Genomic DNA, 16266 nt, shown 5'->3' on the forward strand with positions numbered 1-16266 from the left:
CCTTCCGGTGGCGTTCGGGACTACCCGGACGCCACCGGTCGGTCCCCACCGCGCAGCATCCTGCGTGAGGGCCCCCGGGCCTCGCTGGAAAAGGAAACTCGAATGAGCGAGCGTAAGCGAGCGAATCATCACCTCAGTGCCGTGGTGCCTCGTGGCGGCACGGAGCGCAGCGGAGTGTCGTCATGAGCCTGTCGGCCACGACGGCACCGCCGTCGCCAGCAGCACCACCCCCCGATGTCCCCGCCCGGCGCCGCCGGGGCTATCTCTTCAACCGCCTGGATCTCAAGTACTCCCCGTACCTCTACATCGCGCCGTTCTTCCTGATCTTCGGAGCCTTCGGGCTGTACCCGATGCTGCGCACCGCGTGGATGTCGCTGCACGACTGGGACATGGTCGGCGAGCACACGTTCATCGGGCTCGACAACTACACCGAGTTGTTCTCCGACGAATACTTCTGGAACGCGCTGGTCAACACGTTCGGCATCTTCGCCCTGTCGACCATCCCGCAGCTGCTGATGGCGCTGTTCCTGGCAAACCTGCTCAACCAGACCCTGCTGCGCGCCAAGACCTTCTTCCGGATGGCCATCTTCGTGCCGAACGTGGTTTCGGTGGCCGCCGTCGCGATCGTCTTCGGCATGCTGTTCCAGCGCGACTTCGGCCTGTTCAACTGGCTGCTCGGTCTCGTCGGGGTGGACCAGATCGACTGGCGTGCGCAGGAGTGGAGTTCCTGGACCGCGATCGCCACGATGGTCAACTGGCGGTGGACCGGCTACAACACCCTGATCCTGCTCGCCGGCATGCAGGCCATCCCGAAGGATCTGTACGAGGCGGCTGCGATCGACGGGGCCAGCCCGTGGCGGCAGTTCTGGCAGATCACCCTGCCGATGCTCAAGCCCACCTTCATCTTCGTGGTCATCCTCTCCACGATCGGCGGCATGCAGCTGTTCACCGAGCCGCTGCTCTTCGCCAACGGCAGCATCATCGGCGGCAACCAGCGGGAGTTCCAGACGCTGGCGATGTACATGTACGAGAAGGGCATCTACAACCTGAGTACCGCAGGTTACGGAGCCGCGGTCGCCTGGGCGATCTTCATGATCATCGTCCTCGTGTCGCTGATCAACTTCATACTCGTCCGCCGCGCGGCCAAGTGAGGAGAGATCGATGATCTCGGCTTCAAAGCGCCTGTGGCGCACCAGTCCACTGACCTACATGGCGCTCGTCCTGGCGGCGTTGCTGTCGATCTACCCCTTCTACTACATGATCGTGATCGGCACCCGGAGCCTGGAGTCCATCAACGACGTGCCGCCGCCGATGACCCCGGCCGGCGCGTTCGGTGACAACTTCGGGCGGGTGCTCGACAACGACGCGGCCAACTTCCTCAAGGGCCTGATGAACTCGATCATCGTCTCGTCGGTGGTCACCGTGTCGGTGGTGCTCACCGGCTCCCTGGCCGGCTTCGCCTTCGCGAAGCTGCGCTTCCGCGGTCGCAACGTGCTGCTGCTGGCGATCATCGTCACCATGATGATCCCGACCCAGATGGGTCTCATCCCGCTCTGGAGCATGATGCAGTCGCTGGGGTGGTACGACACCCTCTACGCGGTGACCGTGCCGTTCCTGGTCAGCGCCTTCGGCGTCTTCATGATGCGGCAGTACGCCAGCCAGGCGATCTCCGACGAGCTGATCGAGGCCGGCCGCGTCGACGGTGCCAGCACCTTCCGGATCTACTGGAACATCGTGCTGCCCGCGCTGCGCCCAGCGGCCGGCGTGCTCGGTCTGCTCACCTTCATGGAGACCTGGAACTCCTTCCTCTGGCCGTACGCGATCCTCACCCCGGAGAACCCGACCCTGCAGGTCTCGCTCTCCTTCCTCTCGTACGCCTACTACACGGACTATTCCCAGGTCTTCGCCGCCACGGCGGTCGGCACCATCCCGCTGGTGCTCGTCTTTCTTCTCTTCGGCCGCCAGATCATCGGCGGGATCATGGAAGGTGCAGTCAAGTCGTGAGCAACCCCGCCACCCCGCCCGCCGTCGGCGTCCTCGACGAGCGTCCGCCACTTACCTTCCCGCCCGGCTTCCTCTGGGGCGCGGCGACCGCCGCGTACCAGATCGAGGGCGCGGCGAACGAAGGCGGTCGGACCGCGTCGATCTGGGACACCTTCAGCCACACCGAGGGTCGGACGGTCGCCGGGCACACCGGCGACGTCGCCTGCGACCACTACCACCGGCTCAGCGACGACGTCCGGCTGATGGCCGAGCTCGGGCTGAAGTCGTACCGGTTCTCGGTGTCCTGGCCCCGGGTGCAGCCGGGCGGATCGGGTCCGGCGAACGCCGAAGGGCTCGACTTCTACCAGCGGCTGGTCGACGAGCTGCTGGCCAACGGAATCGAGCCCTGGCTCACCCTCTACCACTGGGATCTGCCGCAGGAGTTGGAGGACGCCGGTGGCTGGCCGGCCCGGGACACCGCCGCCCGGTTCGCCGACTACTCGCTGTTGGTGGCGGACGCGTTGGGCGACCGGGTGAAGTACTGGACCACGCTCAACGAGCCCTGGTGCTCGGCCTTCCTCGGGTACGGCTCCGGGGTGCACGCCCCGGGCCGCTCCGACGGGGCCGACGCGGTCCGTGCCGGACATCACCTGATGCTCGGCCACGGGCTCGCCGTGCAGGCGCTGCGTACGGCGGTGCCACAGGCGCAGCTCGGGGTGACCGTCAACCTGTACCCGGTCACCCCGGCCAGCGACTCGCCGGGCGACGTCGACGCGGCCCGGCGGATCGACGCGCTGGCCAACCGGTTCTTCCTCGACCCGATCCTGCGCGGCGCCTACCCGGACGACCTGGTGGCCGACCTGGCGAAGGTGACCGACTTCGGCCACGTTCACGACGGTGACCTGGCTACCATCTCCACTCCGTTGGACGTGGTGGGCGTCAACTACTACAGCCGGCACGTGGTGGCCGCGCCGATCCCCGGCGAGCAGCCGGAGGCCTACTGGCGGGACCAGGCCTGCTGGCCGGGCAGCGAGGACGTCCGGTTCGTCACCCGGGGGGTCCCGGTGACCGACATGAACTGGGAGATCGACGCTCCCGGGCTGGTGGAGACGCTGCGTCGGGTTCACGAAGAGTACACGGACCTTCCGCTCTACGTGACCGAGAACGGCTCGGCCTTCGTCGACGAGGTTGTCGAGGGTCAGGTCGACGACGTCGACCGGCTGGCCTATTTCGACGCCCACCTGCGCGCCTCCCACGAGGCGATCAGCGCGGGCGTCCCCCTGCGGGGATACTTCGCCTGGTCGCTGATGGATAATTTCGAGTGGGCCTGGGGCTACACGAAGCGGTTCGGCATGATCTACGTCGACTACGACAAGCAGACCCGCATCCCCAAGTCCAGTGCCAGGTGGTACGCGGAGGTGATCCGACGCAACGGTCTGGCCGCACAATAGGGCGATGGCCAGCCAGTAACGGGCGGCCCGGCACCAGCGCTGGTGAAGGTGCCGGGGCCGCCTGACGTCGGAGGAGCAGACGATGACAACGCAGCGCACCCGGTCGCTCGGGCGGCCGACGCTCGACGCGGTTGCCGCCCGCGCCGGGGTGGGCCGCGGCACGGTCTCCCGGGTGGTCAACGGCTCCCCGCAGGTGAGTCCGGAGGCCCGGGCCGCCGTGCAACAGGCCATTGCCGAACTGGGGTACGTACCCAACCGCGCGGCTCGGGCGCTGGTCACCCAGCGGACCGACTCGGTGGCCCTGGTGGTCAGCGAGTCCGGTGAGCGGATCTTCGCCGAGCCGTTCTTCGCCGGCATCGTCCGGGGGATCAGCTCCGCCCTGCTGGAGACGCCGTTGCAGCTCTGGCTGGCCATGGCCCAGTCGCCGCTGGAGCGGGAGCGGGTCGAGCACCACCTGACCAACCAGCACATCGACGGCGTACTGCTGCTGTCGCTGCACGACGACGATCCGCTGCCCACCCTGCTGGAGGAGCGTGGCCTGCCCACCGTGCTCGGCGGACGGCCCGCGCGGATGCTGCACCCCGAGGCGCAGCCCGCCTCGTTCGTCGACGTCAACAACGCCGGTGGGGCACGCCAGGCGGTCGAGTACCTCGCCGGTCGGGGACGGCGGCGCATCGCCACCATCGCCGGCCCGCAGGACATGGGCGCCGGCCTGGCCCGGTTGTCCGGCTATCGGGATGCGGTCCGCACCGCCGGGTTCGGCGTCAACCCCGACCTGATCGCGTACGGCGACTTCAGCGAGGAGAGCGGCGCGACGGCCATGCGGGGGTTGCTGGAGCGCTGCCCCGACCTGGACGCCGTCTTCGTGGCCGCCGACCTGATGGCCTTCGGTGCCATGCGGACGCTGCGGGAGGCCGGCCGTCGGGTGCCGCAGGACGTGGCCGTGGTCGGTTTCGGCGACGAACCGATCGCCCGGCAGGCCAACCCGCCACTGACGTCGGTGTTCCAGCCGGTGGAGGAGATGGGCCGGCAGATGGCGCGGCTGCTGGTCGACCGGATCCGCGGCGACGAGCTTGCCACTCCACACGTCGTCCTGGACACCCAGTTCGTCGAGCGCGCCTCCGCCTGAACCACGCGCCACCCCGGGCGGGTACTGGCGGCGGGTCGTACGCGGGCCGGTGCTTACCCGCCCCGCGATAACTCTCCGCAGTTCTGACGCTGTGTCACTTCTCCCCGACGGCACTCAGTGCCACCTCGCACGCTTTGCTCTGCTTCAACCCACGCACTAGCGCCTGAACTGCGGTAATGCGAAGGTGGGATCGAGTCACCGGCTCGGCGCGGTTGCTGAAAGTAACTGTTGCGTCGGTTGAAGCAGAGCAAAGGTGGGGCACACCGGGTCTGGGGGAGCGGCGAAGACCACGGAAAGTCACGCCGGAGGGCTTGTCGGATGCGGATCTGATCAGCCGGGTGGGCGGTGGTGTTCAGGCCGGGGCGGTCCAGCGGCGAAGCTCGCGTTTGGCGAGGCTGTTGCGGTGCACCTCGTCGGGACCGTCGGCGAGGCGCAGCGTGCGGGCCTGGGCCCAGAGCGCGGCGAGGGGAGTGTCCTGGCTGACCCCGGCCGCGCCGTACGCCTGGATGGCCTTGTCGATGACCCACTCGGCCATCGCCGGTGTGGCGATCTTGATGGCCTGGATCTCGGTGTGTGCGCCCTTGTTGCCGACGGTGTCCATCAGCCAGGCCGTCTTGAGCACCAGCAGCCGGGCCTGTTCGATGCGGACCCGGGCCTCGGCGATCCACTCGCGTACCACGCCCTGCTCGGCGAGCGGGCGGCCGAAGGCGACCCGCTCGACGGCCCGACGGCAGAGCAGTTCCAACGCCCGCTCGGCCATCCCGATCAGGCGCATGCAGTGGTGGATCCGGCCGGGGCCGAGCCGGGCCTGGGCGATGGCGAAGCCGGTGCCCTCGGCACCGACCAGGTTCTCCGCTGGCACCCGTACGCTGTCGAAGTCGATCTCGGCGTGCCCGCCGTGTGAGGCGTCGCTGTAGCCGAAGACCCGCATCCCCCGACGGACGGTGACCCCGGGAGTGTCGCGGGGGACCAGGATCATGCTCTGCTGGCGGTGCCGGTCGGCGTCCGGGTCGGTCTTGCCCATCACGATGAGGATCTCGCAGGCCGGGTCCATCGCGCCGGAGGACCACCACTTGCGGCCGTCGACCACGTAGTGGTCACCGTCGCGGCGGATCGACGTGGCGATGTTCGTCGCGTCGGAGGAGGCCACGTCGGGCTCGGTCATGCAGAACGCGGAGCGGATCTCGCCCGCCAGCAAGGGCGTGAGCCAGCGTTCCTGCTGGGCGGGGGAGCCGAACTCGGCGAGCAGTTCCATGTTGCCGGTGTCCGGTGCGGCGCAGTTGAGCGCCTCCGCAGCGAGGTGCGGGCTGCGGCCGGTCAGTTCGGCCAGCGGGGCGTACTGGAGGTTGGTCAGCCCGGCACCGTGGCGCGGATCGGGCAGGAAGAGGTTCCACAGGCCGCGTCGGCGCGCCTCGGCCTTCAGCTCGGCCAGCACCGGCGGGCGGGCCCACGGGTCACCGGCCGCGGCCACCTGGGCGGCGTGCACCGGCTCGGCCGGGTACACGTGCCGCTCCAGGAAATCGGTCAGCTCCGTGCGCAGCTGCTCGGTCCGGGCGTCGTACGCGAAGTCCATCAGGTCTCCCTCACCGCGGTCAGTCCGTGTGCGACAAGCGGGGCAACGAGGCCCCCGATGGTGTCGAAGCCCTCACCGAGGGTCTGGCCGAGGGTGTGCCGGTAGTGGATGCCCTCGCAGATGACGGCGAGTTTGAAGCAGCCCAGCGCGATGTGCCAGTGCAGCGGGCCGACGTCGACGTCGCTGCGGCCGGCGTACCGGTCGATCAGCTCGGCGCCGCTGGGGAAGCCGGCACGCGGGCCCAGACCGTCGGCGACGGGGTTTCCGGCGGAGGCCGCACTGCCGCCGAGCACCTCCCAGTACGTCAGCAACAGCCCCAGGTCGGTCAGCGGGTCGCCCAGGGTGGCCATCTCCCAGTCCAGCACCGCCGTCACCGTCACCGGGTCGACGGTGGCGAGCAGGTTGTCCAGCCGGAAGTCCCCGTGCACGATCCGGCCGGCGTTGGCCCCGTCCGGCGCGGTGGCGGCGAGCCGATCGCGTAGCTCGTCGATGCCGGGCAGCGGCCGGCTGCGGGAGCGGTCGAGCTGCCCCGACCAGCGGCGGACCTGCCGGGCTAGGAACCCTTCCGGGCGGCCGAAGTCAGCCAGCCCGACCGCCGCCGGCTCCACCGTGTGCAGCGCTGCCAGGGTGTCCATCATCGTCATGGCCAGCCCGTGTCGCTGCTCGCCGGTGAGCCGGTCGGTGCGGGAACGGCTCCGGAACACCTCGCCCGGCACCCGCTCCATCAGGTAGAACGGCGCCCCCAGCACCTCCGGCTCGGGACAGAGCAGCAGGGCGCCGGGCACCGGGACGTCGGTCGGGGCGAGCGCCGAGATGACCCGGAACTCCCGGGTCATGTCGTGCGCGGTGGCCAGCACGTGCCCGAGCGGGGGTCGACGCAGCACCATCTCCCGATCGCCGGCGTGCACCAGGTAGGTCAGGTTCGACCGGCCACCGGCGATCAGCTCGGCCCGTAACGGGCCGGCGGCCAGATCGGGGCGGTGCGCCGCCAGGTGGTCGCCGAGCCGGTCCAGATCCAGACCGGCGGGCGAGCCGGCGGTCGGTTCGGTCATCCGGACAGTCCATGGCAGCTCCGGCGGGTTGTCAAGGTCAGGTTTGACCCTCGGGACATGCCGCCGCAACAGGGACGAAATGGTCAACTGCCAGGCTGGCACCAGCCTGCCGGCCACTGTGCCGGCCCGCCGAGCGGAGGGGTTTGAGATGTTGCTGCGCGTTCGGGTCACCCTGCCGGACCGTCCTGGCACGCTCGGTCAGGTCGCGCGCACCCTCGGCGTGTCCGGGGCGGACATCGTCCAGGTGGTCGTGCTGGAACGCCTCGGCGGGCGGGCGGTCGACGACTTCACGGTGGTGTGGCCGGGCGTCGCGCGGGTGGAACGTCTGCTGGCCGGCCTGGCGGCGATCCCCGGCGTACGGGTGGACGGGGTCTGGCGGGCGATCGGCGCGCCCACCACCACCGGCCAGGATGCCGAGCTGCTGGCCCAGGTCGCCGCCAACCCGGCCGACGGGCTGGCGACCCTTGTCGACGCGGTGCCAGGGCTGCTCGCCGCCGACTGGTCCGTCGCCGCGATGGTGCCGGTGGACTGGGCATCGCGTACCGGAGGGGGCGGTGCGACGGTCGGGCACGCCAGTTGGCGTACCCCGGTGCCGCCCATGCTGCCGGAGGTGACCCCGCTGCGCGCCCGGTCGATGACCGCGCCCGACGGCGGCCATTTCGCGGTCGCACCGTTCGGTCGGGCCGGGCTGGTGCTGGTGGTGTCCCGCGAGCACAGCGAGACCCTAACGCCGGCCGCCTTCCACTCCACCGAGGTGGATCGGCTCGCCCAGCTGGTCCGGGCCTGCGCCGTGATCCTCGGTGACCGGCTCGACCTGGTCGGCGCTCCGCCGGTCAGCGCCAAACCTTGAGCCGTTGTGACGCAGACCGCAGGGCCGATCGCGGCTGGACACGGTGAGGCAACCGACCGGCAACAGCCGCGGACGAGGGTGGCAGGCGAAGGGAGGCAACGATGACGCTGTGGCGGATCCGAGCCACCGTGGACGACCGACCGGGTTACCTGTCGGTGCTCACGGCGAGCCTCGCGTTGCGTGGAGTCAACATCCTCACCGTGCAGGTGCACACCACCGAGCAGGGTGCCGTCGATGATTTCCTCGTCGACGCGCCGGACACCCTCGACGAGGCGGGACTGCTCGCCGCGGTCGAGCGGGGCCGGGGGCGGGACTGCTGGGTGGCGCGCAGCGAGGCGCGTGGCCTGGCCGATCAGCCGACCCGGGTGCTCGGGCTGGCGACCCGGCTGGTGCACGACCCGGACGCGACAGGTGAGGTGCTACGGGCCCTGCTCGGCGCCGACGAGGTGACCTGGCGGGCCGCGCCGGCCCTGGCCCGGCCCGGGATCGACGGGATGACGATGCTGCTGGCCGACCCGAACGGCGGGTCGTACACCCTGCGCCGGGTCGCGCCGAGTTTCACCCCGGCCGAGTACGCCCGGGCCCAGGCGCTGCTCGAACTGGGGGCCACCGCCGCCCGGCGCAGCACCGAACAGGTCACCGTGGTCCTGCCCGACGGCGCCGAGCTGACCGTACGCCCCGCCGTCGCGGAGGACCTGACGGCCGTGGTCGAGTTGCACCAGGCCTGCTCGGTGCGCAGCCGGCAGCGCCGTTACCTCGGCGGTGCGGTAATTCCCTCCCCGGCCCGACTGCGTCGGCTCCTGGAGCCGGCCCGTGGGCTGACCCTGGTCGCCGCGACGACCGGCTCCGGCGGGGCGGCGGAGTCGGTCGTCGCGATGGCGAACCTGCTCGCCGAGGGCGACGAGGCCGAGGTGGCGCTGTTGGTACGCGACGACTGGCAGCGCCGTGGGCTGGGCTCGACGTTGCTGCGTCGGTTGACCCGGCAAGCCGAGTCGGCCGGCTACGCGGCGATGGTGCTGCACGTCCAGGCGGACAACGCGCCGATGCTGCGTACGCTGCGCCGGTTGTCCCGGCCGACCACCGTCCAGCGGGACGGCGCACTGCTGACCATGACCGTGCCGTTGGCCGCCGAGGTACCGGCGGCAGCGAAGAGCGCCGGCTGACGGCCCAGACGACCGACCTCCGGTGCGGAGGCCGGTGAGGTGGGCAGGATTCCCGGTGCGGGGGTCCTGCCCACCGCGTGCCTCCTGACCGGGTGCGGTCAGATGCTCGGAGGTAGGGCGGTGCGGTCCTGGAAGTTGCCGTAGAGGCGATCGTCGTCGCCCACGGTCACGGCCTGGACCAGCAGATCCCCACCGACGAAGGCACCCTTCCAGGAAGCGCCCCGGCCGCCGAACGGCTCCTGCCGGTCACCCCGGGAGCGGGGCCGGTTGATGCCCACCTTGAAGGCTTGCAGGTCGACTGCCAGCTTCGCCGCCTCGTCGGTGTCGTCGCAGGCGAGGGAGGCCACCAGCGCGCCGTTTGAGGCGTTCATCTGGGCCAGCAACTCGTCGGTGGTGTCGACCACGACGATGGTGTCGACCGGGCCGAACGGCTCGGCGTGCATGAGCCGGGACCGGCCGGGTGGGGCGAGCAGCACCGACGGCGCGACGTACGCCGAGGTGTCCTGCCCGGGCAGGAACGGCGCGCCGTCGAGTTTGCCCCGGTACAACGGGACGGCGCCGTCCCGTACCGCCTCGTCGACCTTGCGGTGCAGCTCGTCGGCCTTGGCGGCGCTGATCAGCGGGCCGAAGTCCAGCTCCGGCAACGGGTCTCCGGCCTGCCAGGTCTCGCCGACCGCGAGCGGGTGCCCGAACCGGACCGAGCGGACCACCGGCAGGTACATGTCGAGGAACTCGTCGACCAGGTCCCGCTGGACCACGAACCGGGGGTACGCGGTGCAGCGCTGTTTGCCGTACTCGAAGCCCTTCTTGAGGTGAGCCGCGAGCAGATCCCACTGGGAGAAGTTCCAGATGCCCCAGGCGTTGAGGCCCTCCTGCTCGATGAAGTGCCGTTTGTTCGAGTCGAGCAGCGCAGCGGCCACCTTGCCCCCGTTGGAGCGGCCACCAACGAACGCCACCGCGCCGATCTCCGGTGCCCGTACCAGCACCTCGGACAGCGCCTCGCCGCTGCCGGAGAGCAGGGTGGCGGGCAGTCCGGCGCGGTGCATCAGTGCGTGCGCCACGGTGAGACAGACCGCGCCGCCCTGGGACGGTGTCTTGGCGATGACCGCGTTGCCGGCGAGCAGCTGCACCAGTTCGGCGTGCACCAGCACGCTCATCGGGTAGTTCCAGGAGGCGATGTTGCTGACCGGGCCGGGCAGCGGGGCGCGACCGCCGGCGAGCATCCGATCGATCTCGTCGACGTACCAGCGCACCCCGTCGAGTGCGCGGTCCACGTCGGCGCAGGCCAGGCGCCACGGCTTGCCGATCTCCCAGACCAGCAGCAGGGCCAGCAGGTCGCGGTGGGCGGTGAGGGCGTCCAGGGCGTCGGTGACCCGCGACCGGCGTTCGGCCAGCGGGGTCTCCGCCCAGCTGGCGTGGGCCGCGGCGGCGTGCGCGACCGCGTCGTGGGCGGTCGCCGCGTCCAGTCGCGGCAGGTTGACCAGCACACTGTTGTCGACCGGGGTACGCGTCGGCGTGGGCGTGCCGCCGGTGCGCCAGCCGCCGCCGACCAGGTTCCGCAAGGTGGTGGTGCCGTCGACCAGGCGGTCGAACGCCTCACCGGTGGCGGCCACCGCCTGGGCGAGGGTGTCTGGCCAGGAGGTTCCGTCGGCGAGTCGTAGAGCCATCGCGATCTCCTCAGGTGGGCGGGGAGCGGCCGTCGAGGGGTGCCGCCAGGTGCCGCGTACTGTCGCGTGCCGCCCAGCGCGACGGCAACAGTACGGTCCGTATTGCAGGACACCCGAGGCTTGGCGCTCCTGAGTGGATGGTGCGTCCTGTCCCGTGGTCGACGCCTCTCACCTGCCGATTTTCCGCACGCATATCGTCACACATCGATGATGTGAACATTCCCCCTTTGTTACTGGCGAGTACGATCGCGGCTACCCGGCGGTGGCATCGGCCTGGGAGGCGTCCACTCGTACCCAACGACGAGAACGGCCGCCGGAGGGGTGCCGGCGGCCGTTCTGGGATGGTGCTGTCAGCTGGTGAAGGTGATCCCGTCACGCCGACGTCGCAGCGCGACCAGGGCGACACCGCCACCGATCAGGCCGACGCCGACCAGAGCCATGGTCGTCGCCGCCGCGCCGGTGACCGGCAGGCTGCCGTCGTCGTCACCGCCGCCACCGCCGGTGCCGTTCGACGGGCTGGCCGACGGCGTGTCCGACGGGACCGGCGACTCGGGGACGGTCGGCGTCGGGGTGGGCGACTCCGAAGTGGTGGGCGTGGGCGTCGGTGACTCCGGGGTCGGCTGGCCGGCGCAGGTGTGGCTGAGGTTGAAGCGGTCACCCTGGCCGCTGATCGTGGCGCTACCGTCCACCAGCGTCCACCCGGCCGGGGTGAACAGATAGGCGTGGATAAGTCGGGACTCGTTCTGCCCAGCGGGGTAGAGCGCGTCCGGGTAGGCGTCGGCGGCGTCGGGCACGGTGACGTCGACCGTGCCGGAGCCTTTGTCGAAGGTGAGTGTCAGGCTCTCGAAACCGCCTGCGGACGGACCGCCGGGCAGGACGAAGTGCCAGCCGTCGTGGTCGGCGGGGCGATCGGCGAACCTGGTGTCCGCGCACTGCTGCTGGAAGTCGGCCGCAGTGGAACCCTGGTGGGCCGAGTGAAGCGGAACTGTGCTGCTCGCCCAGGCCGGGGCGGCGAGGGCGAGGAGGGCCGTGGCGGCGACGCCGGAAACGGCCGCACGCGCCACGTGCCGACGCTGTGGCATGAGAATTCCTCCGGATCTCAGCGGGATGACGGCACATGCTCGCATCCGGATGGCCGGTTCTGATCTCGGGCGAACGGTCTGACCTGGGCAGACCTGAAGTCGCGATGTGCCCGCGAGGGTGTCTCCGGGGCTGTCGGCGCGCGTGTCGGTGTAACGCCAGACGGCCCTCCGACGCCCAGCGGCATCGCCGGGCGGGCTTCCCAACCGACGGTGCCCGGATTACATTGTCAACTATCCATGGGAGCGCTCCCGGTCCTGTTGGAGCCACCTCGCCGCCACCACCACCGCCGGCAGCCGTCCACCCCGACGCGGGCACGCGTCCGGTCGATGCCGTCGGGCACGCATCGACAGGAGTAGTCGCATGCATCTACCCCCACGGTCGGGCCACGTCCACGCCGACCGACCTCTGCCGAACCAGCTCTGGCCGCGTCACCGCACCGACCAGCCCTGGCCCCGCCGGATGCTGGCCGCCGTCACCGCACTCGCCGCCGGCCTCGCGCTCGCGCTCGGCGTACCCGCGACCGGTGCCGCCGCCGCGCCGACCGACGGTGCCGGTGCCGCCGCCGCAGCCCCCGCCTTCAACTACGCCGAGGCGCTACAGAAGTCCCTGCTGTTCTACGAGGCGCAGCAGTCCGGGGAACTGCCCGACTGGAACCGCGTCTCGTGGCGCGGCGACTCGGCGCTCCGCGACGGCTCGGACGTCGGACTCGACCTCACCGGCGGCTGGTACGACGCCGGTGACCATGTGAAGTTCGGCTTTCCGATGGCATTCAGCACCACCATGCTGGCCTGGGGCGCGGTTGAGTACCGGGCCGGGTACGCGGCGTCCGGCCAGCTCACCCACCTGCTGAACAACCTGCGCTACGTCAACGACTACTTCGTCAAGGCGCACCCGTCGCCGAACGTGCTGTACGGACAGGTGGGCAACGGCGACGACGACCACAAGTGGTGGGGGCCGGCCGAGGTGATGCCGATGGCGCGGCCCGCGTACAAGATCGACGCGAGCTGTGGCGGCGCGGACCTGGCGGGGGAGACCGCCGCCGCGATGGCCGCCTCGTCCATGGTGTTCCGACCCACCGACGCCGCGTACGCCGACAAGCTGCTGACCCACGCCCGGCAGCTCTACACCTTCGCCGACACGGTGCGGAAGAACTACCACGAGTGCATCACCGACGCGACAAGCTTCTACCGGTCCTGGAGCGGCTACCAGGACGAACTCGTCTGGGGTGCGATCTGGCTGTACCGGGCCACCGGCGACGCCGCGTACCTGGCCAAGGCCGAGAGCGAGTACGACAAGCTCGGCACCGAGCCGCAGACCACCACCCGCTCGTACAAATGGACCGTGGCCTGGGACAACAAGCAGTTCGGGGCGTACGTGCTGCTGGCCAACCTGACCGGCAAGCAGAAGTACATCGACGACGCCAACCGGTGGCTGGACTTCTGGACCGTCGGCGTCAACGGCGAGCGGGTCCGGTACTCGCCCGGCGGGATGGCGGTGCTCGACTCGTGGGGCGCGCTGCGCTACGCCGCCAACACCGCGTTCGCCGCGCTGGTCTACAGCGACAAGACCACCGATGCGACCCGCAAGGCGCGCTACCACGACTTCGCCGTCCGGCAGATCAACTACGCGCTCGGCGACAACCCGCGCAACTCCAGCTACGTGATCGGCTTCGGCGCCAACCCGCCGAAGAACCCCCACCACCGCACCGCGCACGGCTCCTGGTGGGACAGCCAGACGGTGCCCACCGAGACCCGGCACACCCTCTACGGCGCGCTTGTCGGCGGGCCGTCCTCGCCGAACGACGCGTACACCGACAACCGGTCCGACTACGTGATGAACGAGGTCGCCACCGACTACAACGCCGGCTTCACCTCCGCGCTGGCCCGGCTCTCCCAGGAGTACGGCGGCACCCCGCTGGCCAACTTCCCGGTCCCCGAGCAGCCCGACATCGACGAACTGACCGTGGAGACCACGGTCATGCAGAACGAGACGCGAGCCACCGGCATCAAGGCGATCATCTACAACAAGTCGGCCTTCCCGGCCCGGGCACTGACCGACGCGAAGTTCCGCTACTACTTCCGGCCCGACGGCACCGGCCCGGTGCAGGTGACCTCCAGCTACACCCAGGGCTGCCCGGCCCCGACCACCGCCCGCCAGGCCAGCGGCGACCTCTGGTATGTCGAGGTCGACTGCACCGGGCACACCATCGCGCCGGCCGGCCAGTCGCAGCACCGGATGGAGGTGCAGTTCAAGGTCGGTGTGCCCGAGGGCGGCACCTGGGACCCGGCGAACGATCCGTCGTACCAGGCCACCGCCGGGCCGAACCGCAACGTGCCGCTCTATTCCGGAGGCGAGGTGGTGTGGGGCTCGGAGCCCGCGCCGGACGCCCCCGACACCACCCGGCCGACCACCCCCGGCACCCCGGTGGCCACCTCGGTCAGCTCCCGAGCGGTGAGTCTTACCTGGGAGCCGTCCACCGACTCCGGCAGCGGGGTCGACGTCTACCTTGTCAGCACCCGCCAGATCGGCAGCGACGCGATCACGTTGAGCAACGCCAGCACCAACTCGCTGACGATCGACGTGCTGCCGGCCCGGACGTACGAGTTCAGCGTGGTGGCCCGGGACAGGGCCGGCAACACGTCCTTCTCGTCACCGTCGCTGAGCGTGACGACTCCCGCCGTGGACACGGGGGACACCGTCCCACCGACCACGCCCGGCACGCCCACGGTCTCCGCCGTCACCTCGACCGGTGCGACGCTGACCTGGGCTCCGTCGACCGACAACGTGGGCGTCGTCGGGTACCGGATCTACCGTTCGTACCTGGTCGACACCCTGATCGACACGGTCACCGAGCCGACCTATCGGCTGACCGGCTTGACTCCTGACAGCGCGACCCCGTTCTACGTGGTCGCGATCGACGCCGCCGGCAACGCCTCGCCGCCCTCGCAGACGGTGATGGTGACCACCTCGGCGCCACTGCCCACGTCGCCCTGCCGGGTCACCTACGGCAGCAACGACTGGAGCAGCGGTTTCACCGCGAACATCACCATCACCAACACCGGTACGACCGCGATCAACGGCTGGACGCTGGCGTTCAGCTTCCCGAACGCCGGACAGCGGGTCGGCCAGGGGTGGTCGGCCACGTACGCCCAGACCGGTGCGGCGGTGACCGCCACGAACATGTCGTACAACGGCAACCTGGCACCGGGCGCGTCGGTAGGCATCGGCTTCAACGGCACCCACACCGGCAGCAACCCGAAGCCCACCACGTTCACGCTCAACGGCGCCACCTGCACCATCGGCTGACGCGAATACCGGTTCCCCGGGTCGCAGCCGGGCCGGCCGGTGCAACGCTCCGCTGCTGGCATGTCACACAGGAACGATCACGCCTGTGTGACATGCCAGCACAGCGGCGTCCGCTCGGGACCGCTGCTGTGGCCGGGCGTGCTGCGCGGCGGAGGCCGACCTGTGCTGGTCGGCGACCTGTGGCTGGCGGCGCTTCCCGACCGGCCGAACACAGCGAGCAATGCTCGCTCTGCGTGGCATAGGCGGCGTCAGACCGTTGCCCCACCTCGCTCCCTTTGCTCTGCTTCAACCCACGCAATAGCGCCTGAGCAGGTATTCCGCATTGGCCGGTGGTCAAGCAGGCGACGATCGCCGTCACTTTCGGTGAGCGTTGCGTTGGTTGAAGCAGAGCAAAGGGAGCGGAGTGGAGTGGCTGGAGGGGGCGGAATGTCACCGTCTGTCAGGAGCAGTGCGTCGGGGAGGAGGGCAGGCTCCGCCCGGACGAGTCCGGCCGGGGCGTGGCGTCAGCGCAGGTCGTCGGCGAGGAGGTCCATCAGCAGGCCGTCGTGCCAGCGGCCGTCCTCGCCACGCTCGTAGCGGCGCATCACCCCGACGGTCCGGAAACCCACCTTCGCGTACGCCCGGATGGCGGCGGTGTTCGCCGCCGCCGGGTCGATAGTGAAGCGGTGGTGGCCGTGCACGTCGATCAGGTGGCGGATCAGCACGCGGATGGCGTCCCCGGCCAGACCGGCGCCGCGTACCGAGGGGTCGAGGAAGATGTCGAGCCCGGCGTGCCGGTAATCCGGGTCGTCCTCGGCGTGCCACTGAATCGCGCCGACCACCCGGTCGCCGTGCTCGATGGCGTACACCGAGGTGCCCTCTTCGGCGAGATCCGCCTCGACGGCGGCGACCAGGTCGTCGCCGCCGCGCCACCAGCGGCGTACCTCGGGCTCGGCGCGGATCCTCGCCAGCGCGGGCACGTCGGCGGCCGTCGCCGGTCGTAGGGTCACCGCCTTGCCGCGCAGCATCC

General features: G+C 70.4%; 12 protein-coding genes. 7 read left to right on the forward strand and 5 right to left on the reverse strand.

Features of this window, described 5'->3' with window-relative positions:
• Window positions 1–182 precede the first annotated feature (182 nt).
• The 4 genes from ACN26Z_RS09900 to ACN26Z_RS09915 all read left to right on the forward strand — a co-directional run bounded on the left by ACN26Z_RS09900 (window position 183) and on the right by ACN26Z_RS09915 (window position 4563).
• The gene (locus ACN26Z_RS09900) at window positions 183–1151 is read left to right on the forward strand and encodes a carbohydrate ABC transporter permease (protein ID WP_282239498.1); all 969 of its coding nucleotides are present in this window, start codon (window positions 183–185) and stop codon (window positions 1149–1151) included.
• 10 nt (window positions 1152–1161) lie between these two features.
• Complete coding sequence (locus ACN26Z_RS09905) at window positions 1162–2004, forward strand: carbohydrate ABC transporter permease (protein WP_093402872.1); 843 nt, start codon at window positions 1162–1164, stop codon at window positions 2002–2004.
• Window positions 2001–3434: a GH1 family beta-glucosidase gene (locus ACN26Z_RS09910; RefSeq protein WP_282239497.1), complete on the forward strand. Its 1434-nt coding sequence runs from the start codon at window positions 2001–2003 to the stop codon at window positions 3432–3434. Before ACN26Z_RS09905 ends, ACN26Z_RS09910 begins: the two co-directional genes overlap by 4 nt.
• Before the next feature lie 82 nt (window positions 3435–3516).
• Window positions 3517–4563 (forward strand): LacI family DNA-binding transcriptional regulator, encoded by a 1047-nt coding sequence (locus ACN26Z_RS09915; protein ID WP_093402874.1) that lies wholly within the window; start codon window positions 3517–3519, stop codon window positions 4561–4563.
• 352 nt (window positions 4564–4915) lie between these two features.
• Here ACN26Z_RS09915 and ACN26Z_RS09920 read toward each other — a convergent pair whose 3' ends face one another.
• Both ACN26Z_RS09920 and ACN26Z_RS09925 read right to left on the reverse strand, forming a co-directional pair.
• Complete coding sequence (locus ACN26Z_RS09920; RefSeq protein ID WP_093402875.1) at window positions 4916–6136, reverse strand: acyl-CoA dehydrogenase family protein; 1221 nt, start codon at window positions 6134–6136, stop codon at window positions 4916–4918.
• Window positions 6136–7188: a phosphotransferase family protein gene (locus ACN26Z_RS09925; protein ID WP_421460770.1), complete on the reverse strand. Its 1053-nt coding sequence runs from the start codon at window positions 7186–7188 to the stop codon at window positions 6136–6138. The genes ACN26Z_RS09920 and ACN26Z_RS09925 overlap by 1 nt, the downstream gene beginning before the upstream one ends.
• Before the next feature lie 148 nt (window positions 7189–7336).
• Between ACN26Z_RS09925 and ACN26Z_RS09930 the strand changes: the two genes are divergently transcribed.
• Complete coding sequence (locus tag ACN26Z_RS09930; protein WP_093403185.1) at window positions 7337–8038, forward strand: amino acid-binding protein; 702 nt, start codon at window positions 7337–7339, stop codon at window positions 8036–8038.
• A 101-nt stretch (window positions 8039–8139) separates the two neighbouring features.
• Window positions 8140–9201: a GNAT family N-acetyltransferase gene (locus ACN26Z_RS09935; protein ID WP_282239494.1), complete on the forward strand. Its 1062-nt coding sequence runs from the start codon at window positions 8140–8142 to the stop codon at window positions 9199–9201.
• Window positions 9202–9299: 98 nt separating this feature from the next.
• On the opposite strand, the gene ACN26Z_RS09940 is transcribed toward ACN26Z_RS09935, so the two are convergent.
• Together ACN26Z_RS09940 and ACN26Z_RS09945 are read right to left on the reverse strand one after the other, a co-directional pair.
• Entirely contained in the window at window positions 9300–10868 is a 1569-nt protein-coding gene (locus tag ACN26Z_RS09940; protein ID WP_421460771.1) for an aldehyde dehydrogenase family protein, read from the reverse strand.
• A gap of 350 nt (window positions 10869–11218) precedes the next feature.
• Window positions 11219–11950 carry an LPXTG cell wall anchor domain-containing protein gene (locus tag ACN26Z_RS09945; protein ID WP_421460772.1) on the reverse strand — a complete coding sequence of 244 codons (732 nt, stop codon included), beginning with the start codon at window positions 11948–11950 and terminating at the stop codon, window positions 11219–11221.
• 460 nt (window positions 11951–12410) lie between these two features.
• Here ACN26Z_RS09945 and ACN26Z_RS09950 point away from each other — a divergent pair, with 460 nt between their 5' ends.
• Window positions 12411–15257, forward strand: a complete 2847-nt coding sequence (locus ACN26Z_RS09950; RefSeq protein ID WP_282240570.1) for a glycoside hydrolase family 9 protein — start codon at window positions 12411–12413, stop codon at window positions 15255–15257.
• Between the two features lie 503 nt (window positions 15258–15760).
• Here ACN26Z_RS09950 and ACN26Z_RS09955 read toward each other — a convergent pair.
• On the reverse strand, window positions 15761–16264 hold the full coding sequence (locus ACN26Z_RS09955) for a GNAT family N-acetyltransferase (RefSeq protein ID WP_421460773.1): 504 nt from the start codon (window positions 16262–16264) through the stop codon (window positions 15761–15763).
• Window positions 16265–16266 lie beyond the last annotated feature (2 nt).

The organism is Verrucosispora sp. WMMD703 (assembly GCF_049178935.1).
GTDB classification, from domain to species: Bacteria; Actinomycetota; Actinomycetes; order Mycobacteriales; family Micromonosporaceae; genus Micromonospora; species Micromonospora sediminimaris.